Here is a 15,935-nt window from a genome sequence, read left to right as displayed (position 1 = left end):
TCAGGGCCCCGCATACAACCACGGGACATCCATCAAGGATTCACCCATCACCTTCATGGCCATGTCGCGGCCCCATTTCAGAGGGCCTGACATGTGAAAGATTTGCCCATTGCGAATTGACTTTTGCTGCACCCTGGCATTGCGGGCCCAGCGCGCCTTGGCATAGAGGTGCCAACGCTCGGGCAATGGCAAATCTAAACGCGACCAACAAGTTGCTAATTCAGCGGCATCTTCCATGGCCATGCCGGCCCCTTGCGCCATGAAGGGTCTCATGGGGTGTGCGGCATCGCCCAGCAATGCAATACGCCCCTTCGCCATCTCCTGAGGGCCTGACAAAGGCGGTCGATCACAGAGTGGCCACAGACGCCAGTTGCCGACGGCGTCAAGCACGCCTCTCAAGTCTGCATGCAGGGGCCCCATCGCCAAATTAAGATCATGCCGATGTGCAGATTGGTCCCAATCTTCTAGCGGCTCTGATGCGCGCCCCTGAACAATGACCACCACATTCAAAAACTCCCCTCTTCTGACGGGGTAAAGCACAGCGTGAACTTTGGGACCGATCCAGATGTTCACATCGGCCGTTCTTAGTTTCTCAGGTAAATCTTGGGTGGAAATAAGCGCTCTGTAGGCCAACAATCCCGTCTCGCGCGGTGGTGTTTGGGGAAGGACATAGTGACGCGTGTGACTCCACAAACCATCGGCACCGACCACTGCCTCTGCAGTTAATTTTTCCGCAAAGTCTGCTGGCAATCCTTGGCCAGTTACGGCAACATGATCGCCGTGGTCCTGAATCAAATCAATTTGACAATTGAGATTTAGCTCAGCGGCACCGGATGCCACCACTTTTTGCAGAAGCACTTGGTGCAGATCGGCCCGGTGCACCGAAAAATAAGGGGCTCCGTAAACATCCACACTTCTTTGACCCAGTCTCAAAACACCCAATTCAGCACCAGACTGTGTGTCCCTGACTTGCAAACGCTTGGGTGTAAAAACGACGTCACGAAGTGATTTTTCGAGACCCCAGGCAAACAGCGTTCGCGTCACATTGGGCCCCATTTGAATGCCGGCACCCACCTCACTGAAGGCTCTGGCACGCTCTATCAAACGAGCTTGGGCGCCTTTTTGCGCACATGCCAAGGCAGCGGTTAAACCACCAATGCCGCCGCCCACAATCAAAATAGAATTTTTCACAGCGTTCATTTTGCCGTCAACTCTTTGTACAAAACATGAGGGGCATTAAAAAAGCCCAAAAGACCGAGATCTTTTGGGCTCTGACAGAAAGCGCTTGGCTGATTAAGCAGCAACGCCCTTTGCAACTTCAGCGTACTCTTCGATCTTGTCGAAGTTCATGTACTTGTAAATCTGACTGCCATCTTTGTTGATGTCGGTCATGCTAGCTTGGTACTCTTCCACGTTAGGAATGCGGCCCAGCTTAGAGCTGATGGCTGCAACTTCAGCAGATGCCAAATAGACGTTGGTGTTTTTGCCCAAACGATTTGGGAAGTTGCGTGTTGATGTAGACACCACGGTAGCGCCTTCGCGAACTTGCGCTTGGTTACCCATGCACAAAGAACAACCAGGCATTTCTGTACGGGCACCTGCAGCGCCAAAGACACCGTAGTGACCTTCTTTGGTCAACTCGGCTGCATCCATTTTGGTTGGGGGTGCCACCCACAACTTCACTGGAATGTCACGGCGACCTTCGAGCAACTTGGACGCGGCACGGAAGTGACCGATGTTGGTCATGCAAGAACCGATGAACACTTCGTCAATTTTGGTGCCCGCAACTTCAGACATCAACTTGGCATCATCTGGATCGTTAGGGCAGCACAAGACTGGCTCTTTCAGCTGGTCCATGTCGATCTCGAGCACGTGTGCATATTCTGCGTTGGCATCGGCTTCGAGCAAGTTGGGGTTGGCCAACCAAGCTTCAACAGCCTTGATGCGACGCTCCAAAGCGCGCTTGTCGTTGTAACCCTGCGCAATCATGTTCTTCATCAACACGATGTTGGAGTTGAGGTACTCCTTCACGGGTTCAGGGTTGAGCTTCACGGTACAACCTGCAGCAGAACGCTCGGCAGATGCATCGGACAACTCAAACGCTTGTTCCACTTTCAAATCTGGCAAGCCTTCGATTTCCAAAATACGGCCAGAGAATTCATTGATCTTGCCGGACTTGGCAACGGTCAACAAACCCGCTTTGATGGCGTAGTAAGGAATGGCGTGCACCAAGTCACGCAAAGTGATACCAGGCTGCATCTTGCCTTTGAAACGAACCAAGATGGACTCGGGCATGTCCAAAGGCATCACGCCTGTCGCTGCACCGAAAGCCACCAAGCCAGAGCCAGCGGGGAAAGAAATACCGATGGGGAAACGTGTGTGTGAATCGCCGCCGGTGCCCACTGTGTCGGGCAACAACAAACGGTTCAACCAGCTGTGAATCACACCGTCACCAGGGTTCAAGGACACACCACCGCGGTTGCTGATGAAGGATGGCAAATCGTGGTGCATTTTCACGTCCACTTTTTTCGGATAAGCGGCTGTGTGACAGAACGACTGCATCACCATGTCGGCAGAGAAGCCCAAGCAAGCCAAGTCTTTCAACTCGTCGCGTGTCATCGGACCTGTGGTGTCTTGTGAACCCACGGTGGTCATCTTGGGTTCGCAATACACACCAGGACGTACGCCCTGGCCTTCTGGCAAACCGCAGGCACGGCCCACCATTTTTTGCGCCAAGGTGAAACCTGCTTTGGTGCTGGCGGGCACTTTGGGCAAGCGGAACAAGGTGGAGGTGGGCAAGCCCAAGAAATCACGGGCTTTGGCTGTCAATGAACGACCAATGATCAAATTGATACGGCCACCTGCGCGTGCTTCGTCAAACAGAACTTCGCTTTTGAGTTCGAAGTTGGCGATGGTTTCGCCATTCTTCACAATTTTGCCGTCGTAGGGCATGACATCAATCACATCGCCCATTTCCAGTTTGGAAACATCAACTTCGATGGGCAAAGCGCCAGAGTCTTCTTGCGTGTTGAAGAAGATGGGGGCAATCTTGCCACCCAAGGTCACACCACCAAAGCGCTTGTTGGGCACAAAAGGAATGTCTTCACCAAAGCCCCAGATGATGCTGTTGGTGGCAGATTTGCGTGAAGAACCGGTGCCGACCACGTCGCCCACATAAGCCACCAAATGGCCTTTTTTCTTCAATTCTTCGATGAAGGCCATGGGGCCACGCTTGCCATCTTCTTCAGGTTTGAAGGCGGCATCGGGGCGCGTGTTTTTCAACATGGCCAAGTAGTGCAATGGAATGTCGGGACGGCTCCATGCATCGGGTGCGGGAGACAAGTCGTCGGTGTTGGTTTCGCCAGGGACTTTGAACACAGAGACTGTGATTTTCTGGGCCACTTCAGGACGTGAAGTGAACCACTCGGCATCGGCCCAGCTCTTGACCACTGCGCTGGCGTTGGCATTGCCTGCTTTGGCTTTTTCTGCCACATCATGGAAGAAGTCAAACATCAACAATGTTTTCTTCAAACCTTCGGCAGCCACAGTGCCCACTTCTTTGTCATCGAGCAAATCGATCAAGGGTTTGACGTTGTAGCCACCGACCATGGTGCCCAACAATTGAGTGGCTTTGGCTTTGTCGATCAAAGCAACGTTCACATCACCGTGTGCAACGGCTGACAGGAAAGAGGCTTTGACTTTGGCCGCATCGTCCACGCCTGGTGGCACACGGTGTGTCAACAAGTCCAACAAAAAGGCTTCTTCACCCTTGGGAGGGTTTTTAATGAGTTCAATCAACTCAGCAGTTTGGGTGGCATCCAAAGGCAGTGCTGGAATTCCCAGCGCAGCGCGTTCGGCAGCATGTTCACGGTAGGCTTGCAACATATTTTTCTCCTGTCTAACTAAATAAATTTACAACTTAATTTCAAACAACACCTATCAGCGCTGATTGGGTGTGATCGCATTGCTCACATCAATCAAAGCTGGGGGGGGATTGATCTTCATATCATTGGCCACAGCCACCTGATCAGGGTGCACACATTCATCGGCCAAACGACGTCCTTTTTTTTGATCCATCAGCATGGATTTGTTGGCCAGTTGCAGCCAAACAGCACCCGCCTTTTCATCTTCCAATCGAATTGCACCTGTACTGGTGGTGACGGGGCGCATCCGGTATTTGTAGCCATTGCCTTGCAAGTTGAAATAGCCAGGCGAGCGCTCATCTGCTGTCATTTGCACAGAAGCGCCAAGCTCGCAAGGCAGATGTCCGACATGCACTTTTTCGGCAATGCTCAATTGATCTGCTGGCAAAGGCGCTTCTTGAGGGACTTTGACCTTTGTGTTTTTCGAAGCCTCTGTTTTTTTCGGAGCTTGCGGGGTTTGTTTGGCTTGGCCTTTGGCAACGCTGTTTGATGCGGGTGTCTTGGCGGGAGTTTTGGCCGGGGTTTGGGCCGCTTGATTTTGAGCCATGCTCGATGACACCGACAAGCTCATTGTCAAAATTGAGAGCAAGACAAACCTAAAAATGCTCATGCCGGCTCTCCAAAATACGATTGGGCTACATGCGGCAAGGGTCGACCCGTTTGATAGGCTCTTTCCAAAACATGCCAGAAAAAACGGTAACTGGCGCGATCGTGCAACTGCCCCTTAAAGCTCACGGGCGCCCAATCGGCCAAGCGTGCTGCATCAATCAATTCTGCAGCTTGTTCAATTTCATCGGCCGTGGGGGCCATGGCCTCTAAGACAGGGCGAATTTGACTGGGATGAATGCTCCACATTCTGGTGTAACCCAGCTCGCGTCCGGCACGGGTAGCAGCCAGTTTGATGGCTTGTAAATCGCTGAATTCGGTGACCACGCAATGCGAGGGAACTTTGCCGTAGGCGTGACACGCACTGGCAATTTCTAATTTGGCGCGAATCACCAAAGGATGTGTGAATTGGCCTTCGAGGCCCATACCGCTAGAGGGTATAGCGCCACCATGGGCAGACACAAAATCCATCAAACCAAAACTCAATGATTGCACGCGGGGATGAGCGGCAATTTCAAATGCGTTATTTACCGCCAAGGGTGACTCAATCAAGACATGCAAGGGCAATGCTGTGGCTCCCACAGCATTCAGTGCTTGAGCCGCCGTTTGCACATCGGCAAGGGACTCTACCTTGGGCACCATGACATGCTTTAACTTGGGGTGACAGTTGCCGGCAATGAGGGCGATATCTTCTGAAAAAGATGCGTGATCAACAGGATGTACACGAACTGCGACACGCGCTTCAGGCGCTGCGTTCAATGTAATTTCTTTGACCAAATGGGCGTGTTCAATTTCGCCACCCACTGGGGCGCCATCTTCACAATCCAAAGTCACATCAAAGACGCAAGCACCAAACTCTTGCGTCATCTCAGCTTGCAGTTGCAAGCTTTTGCGCATCCGCACTTCAACACCGCTGTAGTGATCACAAACAGGCAAGACCATGCTTGCCGCTTGTGAGCCCAACAGAATGTTGCGCGGATGCTTCACGAAAGTGTCTGTTGATTAGACCAAGTGAGCCACGCCGGCTTGCTCGTCTGTCAACTCTTTCAATGTCTTGTCAATGCAAGATTGGCTAAAGGCGTCAATGTCCAAGCCTTCCACAACTTTGTACTCGCCATTGGCGCATGTAACGGGGAAGCCGAACATGACGTCTTTGGGAATACCGTACCAACCTTGCGAAGGAATGCCCATGGTGACCCACTGGCCATTGGTGCCCAAGGCCCAATCGCGCATGTGATCGATGGCAGCATTGGCCGCAGAAGCGGCAGAAGACAAGCCACGTGCTTCAATGATGGCGGCACCGCGCTTGCCTACTGTTGGCAAGAACACGTTGGCGTTCCACTCTTGGTCGTTGATCATGGTCTTAACTGATTCGCCATTGATGGTGGCAAAACGGTAGTCGGCGTACATGGTGGGAGAGTGGTTGCCCCAAACGCACAACTTCTGAATGTCGGCCACGGCTTTGCCCGTTTTGGCGGCGATCTGAGAAGCCGCGCGGTTGTGGTCCAAACGCAGCATGGCAGTGAAGTTGCCTGGCTTGAGATCGGGAGCGCTCTTCATGGCGATGTAGGCATTGGTGTTGGCAGGGTTGCCGACCACCAAAACTTTGACATTGCGTGAAGCCACAGCGTTCAAGGCCTTGCCTTGAGCCGTAAAGATAGCGCCATTGATGGCGAGCAACTCTGCGCGCTCCATGCCTGGGCCGCGGGGACGTGAACCCACCAACAAGGCGTAGTCTGTGTCTTTGAAAGCGGTCATGGGGTCAGAGTGAGCTTCCATGCCAGCAAGCAATGGGAATGCGCAGTCATCCAACTCCATCATTACGCCCTTCAAAGCTTTTTGAGCTTTTTCGTCAGGGATTTCGAGCAATTGCAAGATGACAGGTTGATCTTTGCCCAACATTTCGCCGGAAGCGATGCGAAACAACAATGCGTAACCAATTTGACCAGCGGCTCCTGTGACGGCGACGCGAACGGGCTTTTTGCTCATGGTGTGAACTCCAGATAGTGATAAGAAAACGGACTTTGCCGACCCCATCCCGACATTCACTGCCGGCCAGGTCATCTGACTTTTTCAGATGGGTACACACAAAATGTGTACGGGCAAACAGCTTTCGAGTGTACTCGCGAAAACCCGCAAAAGTCAATTTGTCTTATGTCTTATATAAGATATCATTGCGACACTTTTATGTCCGCCCAAACTAGGGTCATTGTCATGGCGTCGCAAGTTTTTTCTGCCGATCCTCTAGATACTTCCGACGCAACGTCTGCGCCGGCATTCAGCCCTCTTTATCAACAAATTAAAGGCTTGATTCTTCAAGCTTTGCAGTCGGGTGAGTGGAAGCCCGGCGAGGGCATTCCAAGTGAAATGGAACTGGCGGCCAGATACCGAGTCAGTCAGGGAACCGTCAGAAAAGCCATCGATGAGTTGGCCAGCCATCATTTGTTGATTCGCCGCCAAGGCAAAGGGACCTTTGTTGCCACCCACGCCGAGCAACAAGTTCAATACCGCTTTTTGAAACTCATGCCCGATTTGGGCGACCCCAAAAGCGAAGGCCCCGCCCAAAGAAAAATCATTGACTGCAAGAGGCTGAGGGCCAATGCGGACATCGCCAGAGCCTTGGCCATCCGGTCTGGCGATGCGGTCCTTCAAGTCAGGCGCGTTTTGTCTTTTGCCGGATCCCCGACCATTTTGGAAGACCTTTGGCTCCCCGGGACGCCTTTTAAGGGCCTGACCGCTGAGCGCTTAAGCGAATACGATGGCCCCATGTATGCCCTTTTTGAAACAGAATTTGGCGTTCGAATGGTCAAGGCCGAGGAAAAAATCAAGGCCGTGATGCCCGACAGTGCCCAATGCAAACTTTTAGAAATTAAGGCCAATACGCCTTTGTTGAGTGTCGAAAGACTGGCTTACACCTACAACGACACCCCCATGGAGCTGCGGCGCGGTTTCTATGTCACAGACACTCATCACTACCACAATGACCTGAATTGACGCCTTGGCGACTTTTTTCAGCTTTGGAATCAGCCGTTTTTAAATTAGTTCTTGAAATTCTCATGTCAGTTTGTTGCGTTGCAATAGAATTCGCGAACACTGTCAGTCAAAAATTACAGTGAAGTTACCAAAGAGGAATTAATCAAATGACCGAAACTGCCCGCAAGAGGCCTGAATTTCGCAATATCAATGCAATCAGCGACTTGCCAACTTACCGCCTGCCCGCAGCCGGCTGGGTTTCCATCTTGCACCGCGTCAGTGGCGCTTTGATGTTTTTGTTGATGCCATTCATCATTTGGATGTTTGACAACTCCATTTCTTCTGAACTTTCATTTGCCACCTTTGCTGCCGCGTTCAATGTGGGCATTGGCTTTGTGCCCGGCTGGTTCATGAAGCTGGTGGCACTGGCCATCATTTGGGCCTACTTGCACCACTTCATTGCAGGCATTCGCCATTTGTACATGGACGTCAAACACGCTGTCACCAAAGAGTTTGGCAAATCTTCAGCCGTCGTGACTTTGGTTTTGAGCTTGGGACTCACAGTGGTTCTTGGCGCCAAGCTGTTTGGCATTTACTAATAGGAACACTCACATGTCAGTTAATTACGGTTCCAAGCGCGTTGTCGTCGGCGCGCATTACGGCATTCGCGACTGGTTGGCGCAGCGCGTCACCGCCACCCTGATGGCAGCATTCACCGTCGTGGTTTTGGCGCAAGTCATTTTCACCAGCGGCCCTATCGGTTACGAAGAGTGGGCAGGCATCTTTGCTTCCCAGTGGATGAAGTTTTTAACCTTCACCACCATCGTTGCGCTCCTCTATCACGCCTGGATTGGCATTCGCGATATTTGGATGGATTACGTCAAACCCGTGGGTGTGCGACTCGTGTTGCACGTCGCCTCCTTGGTTTGGCTCATTGGCTGCGCTGGTTGGGCTGTCCAAGCCTTGTGGCGTCTCTGATTGAGACAACCAACACCAACAGGCCTTGAACCTCAACCCCACACAACAAGATTTCAATCACCATGACTTACACCAAAGACAAGATCGCCACGCGCAAATTTGACGTCGTGATCGTCGGCGCAGGCGGCTCTGGCATGCGCGCTTCATTGCAACTGGCACGCGCTGGTTTGAACGTCGCCGTCCTCTCCAAAGTATTCCCCACGCGCTCACACACAGTGGCAGCGCAAGGTGGTATTGGCGCTTCATTGGGCAACATGTCCGATGACAACTGGCACTACCACTTCTACGACACCATCAAGGGTTCTGACTGGTTGGGCGACCAAGACGCCATTGAATTCATGTGCCGTGAAGCCCCTAAGGTGGTGTACGACCTTGAGCACATGGGCATGCCATTCGACCGCAATCCGGACGGCACTATTTATCAGCGCCCATTTGGCGGCCACACTGCCAACTATGGCGAGAAGCCTGTTCAACGCGCTTGCGCTGCGGCAGACCGTACGGGTCACGCCATGTTGCACACCTTGTACCAACAAAACGTCAAAGCCAAAACCAGCTTTTTCGTGGAGTGGATGGCCCTTGACCTGATCCGCGACGCCGAAGGCGACGTGGTGGGCGTGACAGCCCTCGAAATGGAAACCGGTGACCTGCACATCTTGCATGCCAAAACCGTGTTGTTGGCCACCGGCGGTGCCGGTCGCATTTTTGCAGCATCGACCAATGCCTTCATCAACACCGGCGACGGTTTGGGCATGGCCGCACGCGCTGGCATTCCCTTGGAAGACATGGAGTTCTGGCAGTTCCACCCCACAGGCGTGGCCGGTGCCGGTGTGCTCTTGACAGAAGGTTGCCGAGGCGAAGGCGCCATTTTGCTGAACAGCAATGGCGAACGCTTCATGGAGCGCTATGCGCCAACCTTGAAAGATTTGGCACCCCGTGACTTCGTGTCACGTTCTATGGACCAAGAGATCAAAGAAGGCCGTGGTTGCGGACCCAACAAAGACTACGTGCTGTTGAAACTGGACCATTTGGGTGCAGAAACCATTCACAAGCGTTTGCCTTCCGTGTACGAAATTGGCGTCAACTTTGCCAACGTCGACATCACCAAAGAAGCCATTCCTGTGGTGCCCACCATCCACTATCAAATGGGCGGCATCCCCACCAACGTTCATGGTCAAGTGGTCACACAAACCGCCAGCAGCCACAACGCCGTGGTCAATGGCTTGTACGCAGTGGGCGAATGTTCATGCGTTAGCGTTCACGGCGCCAACCGCTTGGGCACCAACTCCTTGCTCGACTTGCTGGTGTTTGGCCGCGCAGCCGGCAACCACATTGTTGACTTCGCTAGCAAAACCAAATCACACAAAGATTTGCCCAAAGATGCGGCCGACTTCACATTGGCTCGCCTCAACCGCTTGGAAGGCCGCAAAGGCGAATACGCGCAAGACGTGGCCAACGACATGCGCGCATCGATGCAAAAACACGCTGCTGTGTTCCGCACACAAGCCAGCATGGACGAAGGCGTGGTCAAGATTGCCGAGATTCGCGAACGCGTCAATGCCATTGGCTTGACCGACACCTCCAAAGTCTTCAACACAGCCCGTATTGAAGCCTTAGAAGTGGACAACTTGATCGAGTGCGCACAAGCCACCATGGTGTCTGCTGCAGCTCGCAAAGAATGCCGCGGCGCGCACACTGTGAGCGATTACGAGCGTCCAGCAGATGATCCGATTGCGCCATTGGGCCGTGACGATGCCAACTGGATGAAGCACACCTTGTGGCACAGTGACAGCAACAGCCTGACCTACAAGCCCGTCAACTTGAAACCGCTGACTGTGGACTCTGTGCCACCTAAAGTCCGGACGTTCTAAATTCCTGAAGGTTGAATCATGACATTACGTACATTTGAAATCTATCGTTACGATCCAGACAAGGATGCCAAGCCTTACATGCAAACCATTCAGGTTGAATTGGATGGCAACGAACGCATGTTGCTGGATGCTTTGATGAAGCTGAAAAAAGTGGATCCCACTTTGTCATTCCGCCGTTCATGCCGTGAAGGCGTTTGCGGCTCTGACGCCATGAACATCAACGGCAAAAATGGTTTGGCTTGCCTCACCAACATGTTGACCTTGCCAGGCAAGATTGTTTTGAAACCCCTGCCAGGCCTGCCCGTGGTGCGAGACCTGATCGTCGACATGACGCAGTTCTTCAAGCAATACAACTCCATCAAGCCTTACCTGATCAACGACACTATTCCGCCCGAAAAAGAGCGTCTGCAAAGCCCTGAAGAGCGTGAAGAATTGAACGGCTTGTACGAGTGCATTTTGTGCGCCAGCTGCTCAACGTCTTGCCCTAGCTTCTGGTGGAACCCCGACAAGTTCGTGGGCCCCGCAGGCTTGCTCCAAGCTTATCGCTTCCTAGCTGACAGCCGCGATCAAGGCACTGCAGAACGCTTGGACAACTTGGAAGACCCTTATCGCTTGTTCCGATGCCACACCATCATGAACTGCGTGGACGTGTGCCCTAAGAGCCTCAACCCCACCAAAGCGATTGGCAAGATCAAAGAGATGATGGTGCAACGCGCCATCTAATTTGAAACACTGACTCGTTCAAACTTATGGGAGATGAATTGCTTGATGGATTAGATCGCCACACCCCTTTGGGTGAGCGAGCTTTAAGCAAACTTCGTTGGCGCTGCCGACGTGGCTTATTGGAAAACGATCTCTTCATCGAACGATTTTTTAACCGCCATGCCCCCGATCTGACCGTGGGTCAAGCCAGAGGCATGTATGTTTTGATGGACTTGTCAGACAACGACTTGATGGACTTGCTGTTGAAACGCAAGCCCCTAGAGTCAGAGATGGCAACAGAGGAAGTCAGCGAAGTGCTGAGCATGCTGATGGCTTGAGGTTGACAAAAGATTTTTTGCAAACCGCCCAATTTTGAATGAATGATTACTAGAGGAAATTGAATCATGAAACTTGCTGACAACAAAGCAACCCTGTCGTTCAGTAACGGCAGCCCTAGCATTGAGATGCCCGTTTACAGCGGGAACATTGGTCCCGATGTGATCGACATTCGCAAGCTCTACGGCCAGAGCGGCATGTTCACCTATGACCCAGGTTTCTTGTCAACGGCTTCATGCCAATCAGGCATTACCTACATTGATGGCGACAAAGGCGAGTTGTTGTACCGCGGCTATCCCATTGAGCAGTTGGCCAATCATGGCGACTACTTGGACACCTGCTACTTGCTCTTGAAGGGCGAATTGCCTGACGCCAAGCAAAGCACTGACTTTCACAAATTGGTGAACAACCACACCATGGTGAATGAGCAGATGCAATTCTTCTTGCGCGGTTTCCGCCGTGATGCACACCCCATGGCTGTGCTGACTGGTTTGGTTGGCGCTTTGTCTGCTTTCTATCACGACAGCACCGACATCACCAACCCTGAGCACCGCGAAATTTCTGCCATTCGCTTGATTGCCAAAATGCCCACTTTGGTGGCCATGGCTTACAAATACGGCGTGGGTCAGCCCTTCCAGTACCCGCAAAACAATTTGTCTTACTCAGGCAACTTCTTGCGCATGATGTTTGGCGTACCTTGCGAAGAGTACAAAGTGAACCCCGTATTGGAACGCGCTTTGGACCGCATCTTCATCTTGCACGCAGACCACGAGCAAAACGCTTCAACGTCCACCGTGCGTTTGTGCGGCTCTTCTGGCACCAACCCCTTCGCAGCCATTGCAGCAGGCGTAGCTTGCCTCTGGGGCCCTGCTCACGGCGGTGCCAACGAAGCTTGCCTGAAAATGCTCGATGACATTCAGAAAATGGGTGGCATTTCTAAAGTTGGCGAGTTCATGGAACAAGTCAAAGACAAAAACTCTGGCGTCAAGCTCATGGGCTTCGGTCACCGTGTTTACAAAAACTACGACCCACGTGCCAAGTTGATGCAAGAGACTTGCAACGAAGTGCTGGCTGAACTGGGCTTGGAAAACGATCCCTTGTTCAAGTTGGCTAAGCAAGTTGAAAAGATTGCCTTGGAAGACGACTACTTCGTGTCTCGCAAGCTGTACCCCAACGTCGACTTCTACTCCGGCATCGTGCAACGCGCCATTGGCATTCCCGTGAACTTGTTCACTGGCGTGTTTGCTTTGGCACGTACTGTGGGCTGGATTGCGCAATTGAACGAAATGATTGGCGACCCCGAGTACAAAATTGGCCGCCCACGTCAGTTGTTCACCGGCTCACCACGCCGCGATATCAAAGGCTGATCCGCTTTAAACAGACAGGGGCTCAACTCGATGCAAACATCGAGTTGAGCCCCTTATTTTTTTAGCTCTTCAAAGCAACCAGTACTTCGTCAAGCATCTTCTTGGCATCGCCAAACAACATGCGGTTGTTGTCTTTGTAGAAGAGTGGGTTGTCAACACCCGCATAGCCGCTGGCCATCGAGCGTTTCATCACAATGCTGGTACGTGCTTTCCAAACTTCTAGAACGGGCATGCCAGCAATAGGGCTGGTGGGATCGTCTTGTGCGGCAGGGTTCACGATGTCGTTGGCACCGATCACAATTGCCACATCGGTGTCTGGAAAGTCTTCATTCAGCTCGTCCATTTCCAAGACGATGTCGTAAGGCACTTTGGCTTCGGCCAACAGCACATTCATGTGGCCTGGCATACGACCCGCTACAGGGTGGATACCAAAGCGAACGTTGACGCCTTTTTCACGCAGGGTTCGGGTAATTTCAAACACGGTGTGCTGTGCTTGTGCCACGGCCATGCCGTAGCCGGGCACGATGATGACGTTCTTGGCATCGCGCAACAACTCTGCAGTTTCTGCCGCCAAGATAGGACTCACCTCGCCTACCGGTTCGGCGCTTGCACCATCAGCAGGCTTGGGCGCTGCCGCGGTGGTACCAAAGCCACCAGCGATCACACTGATAAAGCTGCGGTTCATGGCATTGCACATGATGTAAGACAAGATGGCGCCACTAGAGCCCACTAACGCGCCCACCACAATCAACAAATCGTTGCTGAGCATGAAACCTGTGGCTGCAGCGGCCCAACCGGAATAGCTGTTGAGCATGGACACCACCACCGGCATGTCGGCGCCGCCAATGGCCATCACCATGTGAATGCCAAACAAAAGTGCAATGGCACTCATGATGAAGAGGGGGACCATGCCTTGTTCAATGGTCTCGGCTTGCAAGAACATGCGGCCAAAGTAAACCACCGCCAGCAAGCCAGCCAAATTGATCCAGTGGCGCCCTGGCAGCAACAAGGGGCTACCGCCAATGCGGCCCGACAACTTGCCAAATGCGGCCACAGAACCAGAGAAGGTCACGGCACCAATGAAGATGCCAATGTAAATTTCCATCGAATGGATGGCATGCGCCGCACCTTCAAAGCCTTTGGTAGCTTCTGGATCGACGAAGGTGGCATAGCCCACCAACACTGCAGCCATACCGACCATGCTGTGCATTAGTGCCACCAACTCAGGCATTTGTGTCATTTGCACAGAGCGTGCAGCGTACAAGCCAATGGCACCGCCAACCACCAAACTGCCCACAATCCAAGGTGTGCCGGCTGCTGTGACTTGAGGGCCCAAAACAGTGGCCAAAATGGCCAAAGTCATGCCGACCATGCCATAGAGATTGCCACGGCGTGCGGTTTCTTGATTAGACAAGCCACCCAGGCTGAGGATGAAGAGAATGGTTGCGCCTATGTAGGCAACCGTCGACAAGTTAGAGGTCATGACTGCTTCTTCCTAATTATTTTCTGAACATCGCCAGCATGCGCTGAGTCACTGCAAAACCGCCAAACATGTTGATAGCGGTGAGGACCAGGGCCAGTGAGGCCAACACAATAATCAGCGTGTTGGGGCGAGCGGCCGCATTGGCCATGGGTGAAATTTGAACCAGTGCACCAATGGCAATGATGGAGCTGATGGCATTGGTCACGCTCATGAGCGGTGTGTGCAAGGCTGGCTTGACGTTCCAAACCACCATGTAACCCACAAAGCAGGCCAGCACAAAAACCGTGAAGTGCGACAGGAACGCAGCAGGCGCGTAAGCCCCCACCAAGACAAACAAGACGGCAGTAATACCAGCGACGATGGCCAGCTGACCGGCAGGCATTGGGCCAGAAGCTTCGCCATGGCCGTGGCCTTTTTTGGCCACAGGCGCAGCAGATGGCTTAGGCGCTGGTTTGGGCGCAACCACCAAAGGCGGCGCAGGCCATGTGATGGCACCCTCTTTGATGACAGTCAGTCCGCGAATGGCATCATCTTCCATGTTGACATTGATGACGCCATCTTTGGTTTTGCAAAGTTCTTCGGTCAGGCGGAACAGGTTGGTGCCATACAAGGTGGACGACTGGCGCGCCATGCGCGATGCCAAGTCGGTGTAGCCCACAATGGTGACGCCATGCTTGACCACCGCCTTGCCTGGTTCAGTCAACTCACAGTTGCCGCCCTGCTCGGCTGCCATGTCCACAATGACGCTACCGGGCTTCATGTTGCGAACCATTTCGGCGGTGATGAGCTTGGGGGCTGGTTTGCCAGGAATGAGCGCGGTGGTGATGATGATGTCGCACTCTTTGGCTTGCTGTGCATACATCTCGCGCTGCGCCGCCTGAAAGCCCTCGCTCATGACTTTGGCATAACCGCCGCCACCTGAGCCTTCTTCTTCGTAGTTAACTTTGACGAACTCGCCACCCAGCGAAACCACTTGGTCTGCCACTTCGGCGCGGGTGTCGTTGGCGCGAACAATGGCGCCCAAACTGGCTGCTGCGCCAATGGCGGCCAAGCCTGCTACACCAGCACCTGCGATGAAGACCTTGGCGGGCGGTACTTTGCCCGCAGCCGTAATTTGTCCGTTAAAGAAACGACCAAATGCACCTGCGGCCTCAACCACGGCGCGGTAGCCGCTGACACCTGCCATGGAGGTGAGTGCATCCATTTTCTGGGCACGGCTAAGGGTACGCGGCAAAGCGTCAATGGACAGTGCCGTGACTTTTTTGGCAGCCAGTTGCTGCATCAAATCGGGGTTTTGGGCTGGCCACAAAAAGCCAATCAGGGTCTGACCTTCGTGCATGAGGTCGACTTCCTCGGCCGTGGGCGCACGGACCTTGAAGACGATGTCGCTGCCACGCCAAAGTGCTGCTGCGTTGGGTGCAATGCTTGCGCCGGCTTGCTCGTAGGCTTGGTCTGACAGGTCGGCCAGATCGCCTGCACCTTGCTCCACCACCACCGCAAAACCAAGTTTTGTCAGCTTGGTGACCACATCGGGCACGGTGGCTACACGCTTTTCACCAGGGAATATCTCCCTTGGAACACCAATGCGTTGCGGTTGAGGCGCAACGCTACTGCCTGAAACATTGTCACTGGGGTGGACAGTTGTCATGGAACAAATCTCAATTAAAAATGGATAAAAGAGCCCGAGACTTCAAATTGG

At 53.1% G+C, this 15,935-nt stretch carries 14 protein-coding genes; 7 read left to right on the top strand and 7 right to left on the bottom strand.

Annotated features, from left to right (window positions below; genetic code table 11):
- From AMM03_RS00735 to AMM03_RS00715, 5 genes are all read right to left on the bottom strand, one after another.
- On the bottom strand, positions 1–1,191 hold the full coding sequence (locus tag AMM03_RS00735) for an FAD-dependent monooxygenase (protein WP_090129263.1): 1,191 nt from the start codon (positions 1,189–1,191) through the stop codon (positions 1–3).
- Between the two features lie 102 nt (positions 1,192–1,293).
- A complete protein-coding gene (gene acnB, locus AMM03_RS00730) occupies positions 1,294–3,885 on the bottom strand; it encodes a bifunctional aconitate hydratase 2/2-methylisocitrate dehydratase (protein WP_090128576.1) in 2,592 nt (863 codons plus the stop codon).
- 54 nt (positions 3,886–3,939) lie between these two features.
- A complete protein-coding gene (locus tag AMM03_RS00725; protein WP_090128575.1) occupies positions 3,940–4,533 on the bottom strand; it encodes a hypothetical protein in 594 nt (197 codons plus the stop codon).
- Positions 4,530–5,471, bottom strand: a complete 942-nt coding sequence (locus AMM03_RS00720) for an HpcH/HpaI aldolase/citrate lyase family protein (RefSeq protein WP_090129262.1) — start codon at positions 5,469–5,471, stop codon at positions 4,530–4,532. The genes AMM03_RS00725 and AMM03_RS00720 overlap by 4 nt, the downstream gene beginning before the upstream one ends.
- 60 nt (positions 5,472–5,531) lie before the next feature.
- Positions 5,532–6,518: a malate dehydrogenase gene (locus AMM03_RS00715; protein WP_090128574.1), complete on the bottom strand. Its 987-nt coding sequence runs from the start codon at positions 6,516–6,518 to the stop codon at positions 5,532–5,534.
- A gap of 225 nt (positions 6,519–6,743) precedes the next feature.
- On the opposite strand from AMM03_RS00715, the gene AMM03_RS00710 reads away from it, so the two are divergent.
- The 7 genes from AMM03_RS00710 (at position 6,744) to gltA (ending at position 12,753) form a co-directional block, all read left to right on the top strand.
- Complete coding sequence (locus tag AMM03_RS00710) at positions 6,744–7,523, top strand: GntR family transcriptional regulator (RefSeq protein ID WP_090129261.1); 780 nt, start codon at positions 6,744–6,746, stop codon at positions 7,521–7,523.
- 146 nt (positions 7,524–7,669) lie between these two features.
- Entirely contained in the window at positions 7,670–8,101 is a 432-nt protein-coding gene (sdhC, locus tag AMM03_RS00705; protein ID WP_090128573.1) for a succinate dehydrogenase, cytochrome b556 subunit, read from the top strand.
- Positions 8,102–8,114: 13 nt separating this feature from the next.
- On the top strand, positions 8,115–8,480 hold the full coding sequence (sdhD, locus tag AMM03_RS00700; protein ID WP_090128572.1) for a succinate dehydrogenase, hydrophobic membrane anchor protein: 366 nt from the start codon (positions 8,115–8,117) through the stop codon (positions 8,478–8,480).
- Positions 8,481–8,542: 62 nt separating this feature from the next.
- Positions 8,543–10,348, top strand: coding sequence for a succinate dehydrogenase flavoprotein subunit (gene sdhA / locus AMM03_RS00695; protein WP_090128571.1), 1,806 nt, complete (start codon positions 8,543–8,545; stop codon positions 10,346–10,348).
- Between the two features lie 18 nt (positions 10,349–10,366).
- Positions 10,367–11,071 (top strand): succinate dehydrogenase iron-sulfur subunit, encoded by a 705-nt coding sequence (locus tag AMM03_RS00690; protein WP_090128570.1) that lies wholly within the window; start codon positions 10,367–10,369, stop codon positions 11,069–11,071.
- A 26-nt stretch (positions 11,072–11,097) separates the two neighbouring features.
- Positions 11,098–11,388, top strand: coding sequence for an FAD assembly factor SdhE (locus tag AMM03_RS00685; protein WP_090128569.1), 291 nt, complete (start codon positions 11,098–11,100; stop codon positions 11,386–11,388).
- A 66-nt stretch (positions 11,389–11,454) separates the two neighbouring features.
- Positions 11,455–12,753 (top strand): citrate synthase, encoded by a 1,299-nt coding sequence (gltA, locus tag AMM03_RS00680; RefSeq protein ID WP_090128568.1) that lies wholly within the window; start codon positions 11,455–11,457, stop codon positions 12,751–12,753.
- A 61-nt stretch (positions 12,754–12,814) separates the two neighbouring features.
- Here gltA and pntB read toward each other — a convergent pair whose 3' ends face one another.
- The gene (gene pntB / locus AMM03_RS00675) at positions 12,815–14,236 is read right to left on the bottom strand and encodes a Re/Si-specific NAD(P)(+) transhydrogenase subunit beta (protein WP_090128567.1); all 1,422 of its coding nucleotides are present in this window, start codon (positions 14,234–14,236) and stop codon (positions 12,815–12,817) included.
- A gap of 16 nt (positions 14,237–14,252) precedes the next feature.
- On the bottom strand, positions 14,253–15,884 hold the full coding sequence (locus AMM03_RS00670; protein WP_090128566.1) for a Re/Si-specific NAD(P)(+) transhydrogenase subunit alpha: 1,632 nt from the start codon (positions 15,882–15,884) through the stop codon (positions 14,253–14,255).
- Between the last annotated feature and the right edge of the window lie 51 nt (positions 15,885–15,935).

The organism is Limnohabitans sp. Rim11 (assembly GCF_001269365.1).
Taxonomy (GTDB): Bacteria; Pseudomonadota; Gammaproteobacteria; order Burkholderiales; family Burkholderiaceae_C; genus Limnohabitans_A.
Note: the sequence above shows the minus strand (reverse complement) of the source record. Positions and strands in the feature narration are given on the sequence as shown.

What these genes read in the sequence shown, in the direction of transcription:
- pntB (WP_090128567.1), bottom strand. Translation starts at nt 14,236, where the DNA reads ATGACCTCTAACTTGTCGACGGTTGCCTACATAGGCGCAACCATTCTC.
- AMM03_RS00710 (WP_090129261.1), top strand. Translation starts at nt 6,744, where the DNA reads ATGGCGTCGCAAGTTTTTTCTGCCGATCCTCTAGATACTTCCGACGCA.
- gltA (WP_090128568.1), top strand. Translation starts at nt 11,455, where the DNA reads ATGAAACTTGCTGACAACAAAGCAACCCTGTCGTTCAGTAACGGCAGC.
- AMM03_RS00725 (WP_090128575.1), bottom strand. Translation starts at nt 4,533, where the DNA reads ATGAGCATTTTTAGGTTTGTCTTGCTCTCAATTTTGACAATGAGCTTG.
- AMM03_RS00690 (WP_090128570.1), top strand. Translation starts at nt 10,367, where the DNA reads ATGACATTACGTACATTTGAAATCTATCGTTACGATCCAGACAAGGAT.
- AMM03_RS00685 (WP_090128569.1), top strand. Translation starts at nt 11,098, where the DNA reads ATGGGAGATGAATTGCTTGATGGATTAGATCGCCACACCCCTTTGGGT.
- acnB (WP_090128576.1), bottom strand. Translation starts at nt 3,885, where the DNA reads ATGTTGCAAGCCTACCGTGAACATGCTGCCGAACGCGCTGCGCTGGGA.
- sdhD (WP_090128572.1), top strand. Translation starts at nt 8,115, where the DNA reads ATGTCAGTTAATTACGGTTCCAAGCGCGTTGTCGTCGGCGCGCATTAC.
- AMM03_RS00670 (WP_090128566.1), bottom strand. Translation starts at nt 15,884, where the DNA reads ATGACAACTGTCCACCCCAGTGACAATGTTTCAGGCAGTAGCGTTGCG.
- sdhA (WP_090128571.1), top strand. Translation starts at nt 8,543, where the DNA reads ATGACTTACACCAAAGACAAGATCGCCACGCGCAAATTTGACGTCGTG.
- sdhC (WP_090128573.1), top strand. Translation starts at nt 7,670, where the DNA reads ATGACCGAAACTGCCCGCAAGAGGCCTGAATTTCGCAATATCAATGCA.
- AMM03_RS00715 (WP_090128574.1), bottom strand. Translation starts at nt 6,518, where the DNA reads ATGAGCAAAAAGCCCGTTCGCGTCGCCGTCACAGGAGCCGCTGGTCAA.
- AMM03_RS00720 (WP_090129262.1), bottom strand. Translation starts at nt 5,471, where the DNA reads ATGGTCTTGCCTGTTTGTGATCACTACAGCGGTGTTGAAGTGCGGATG.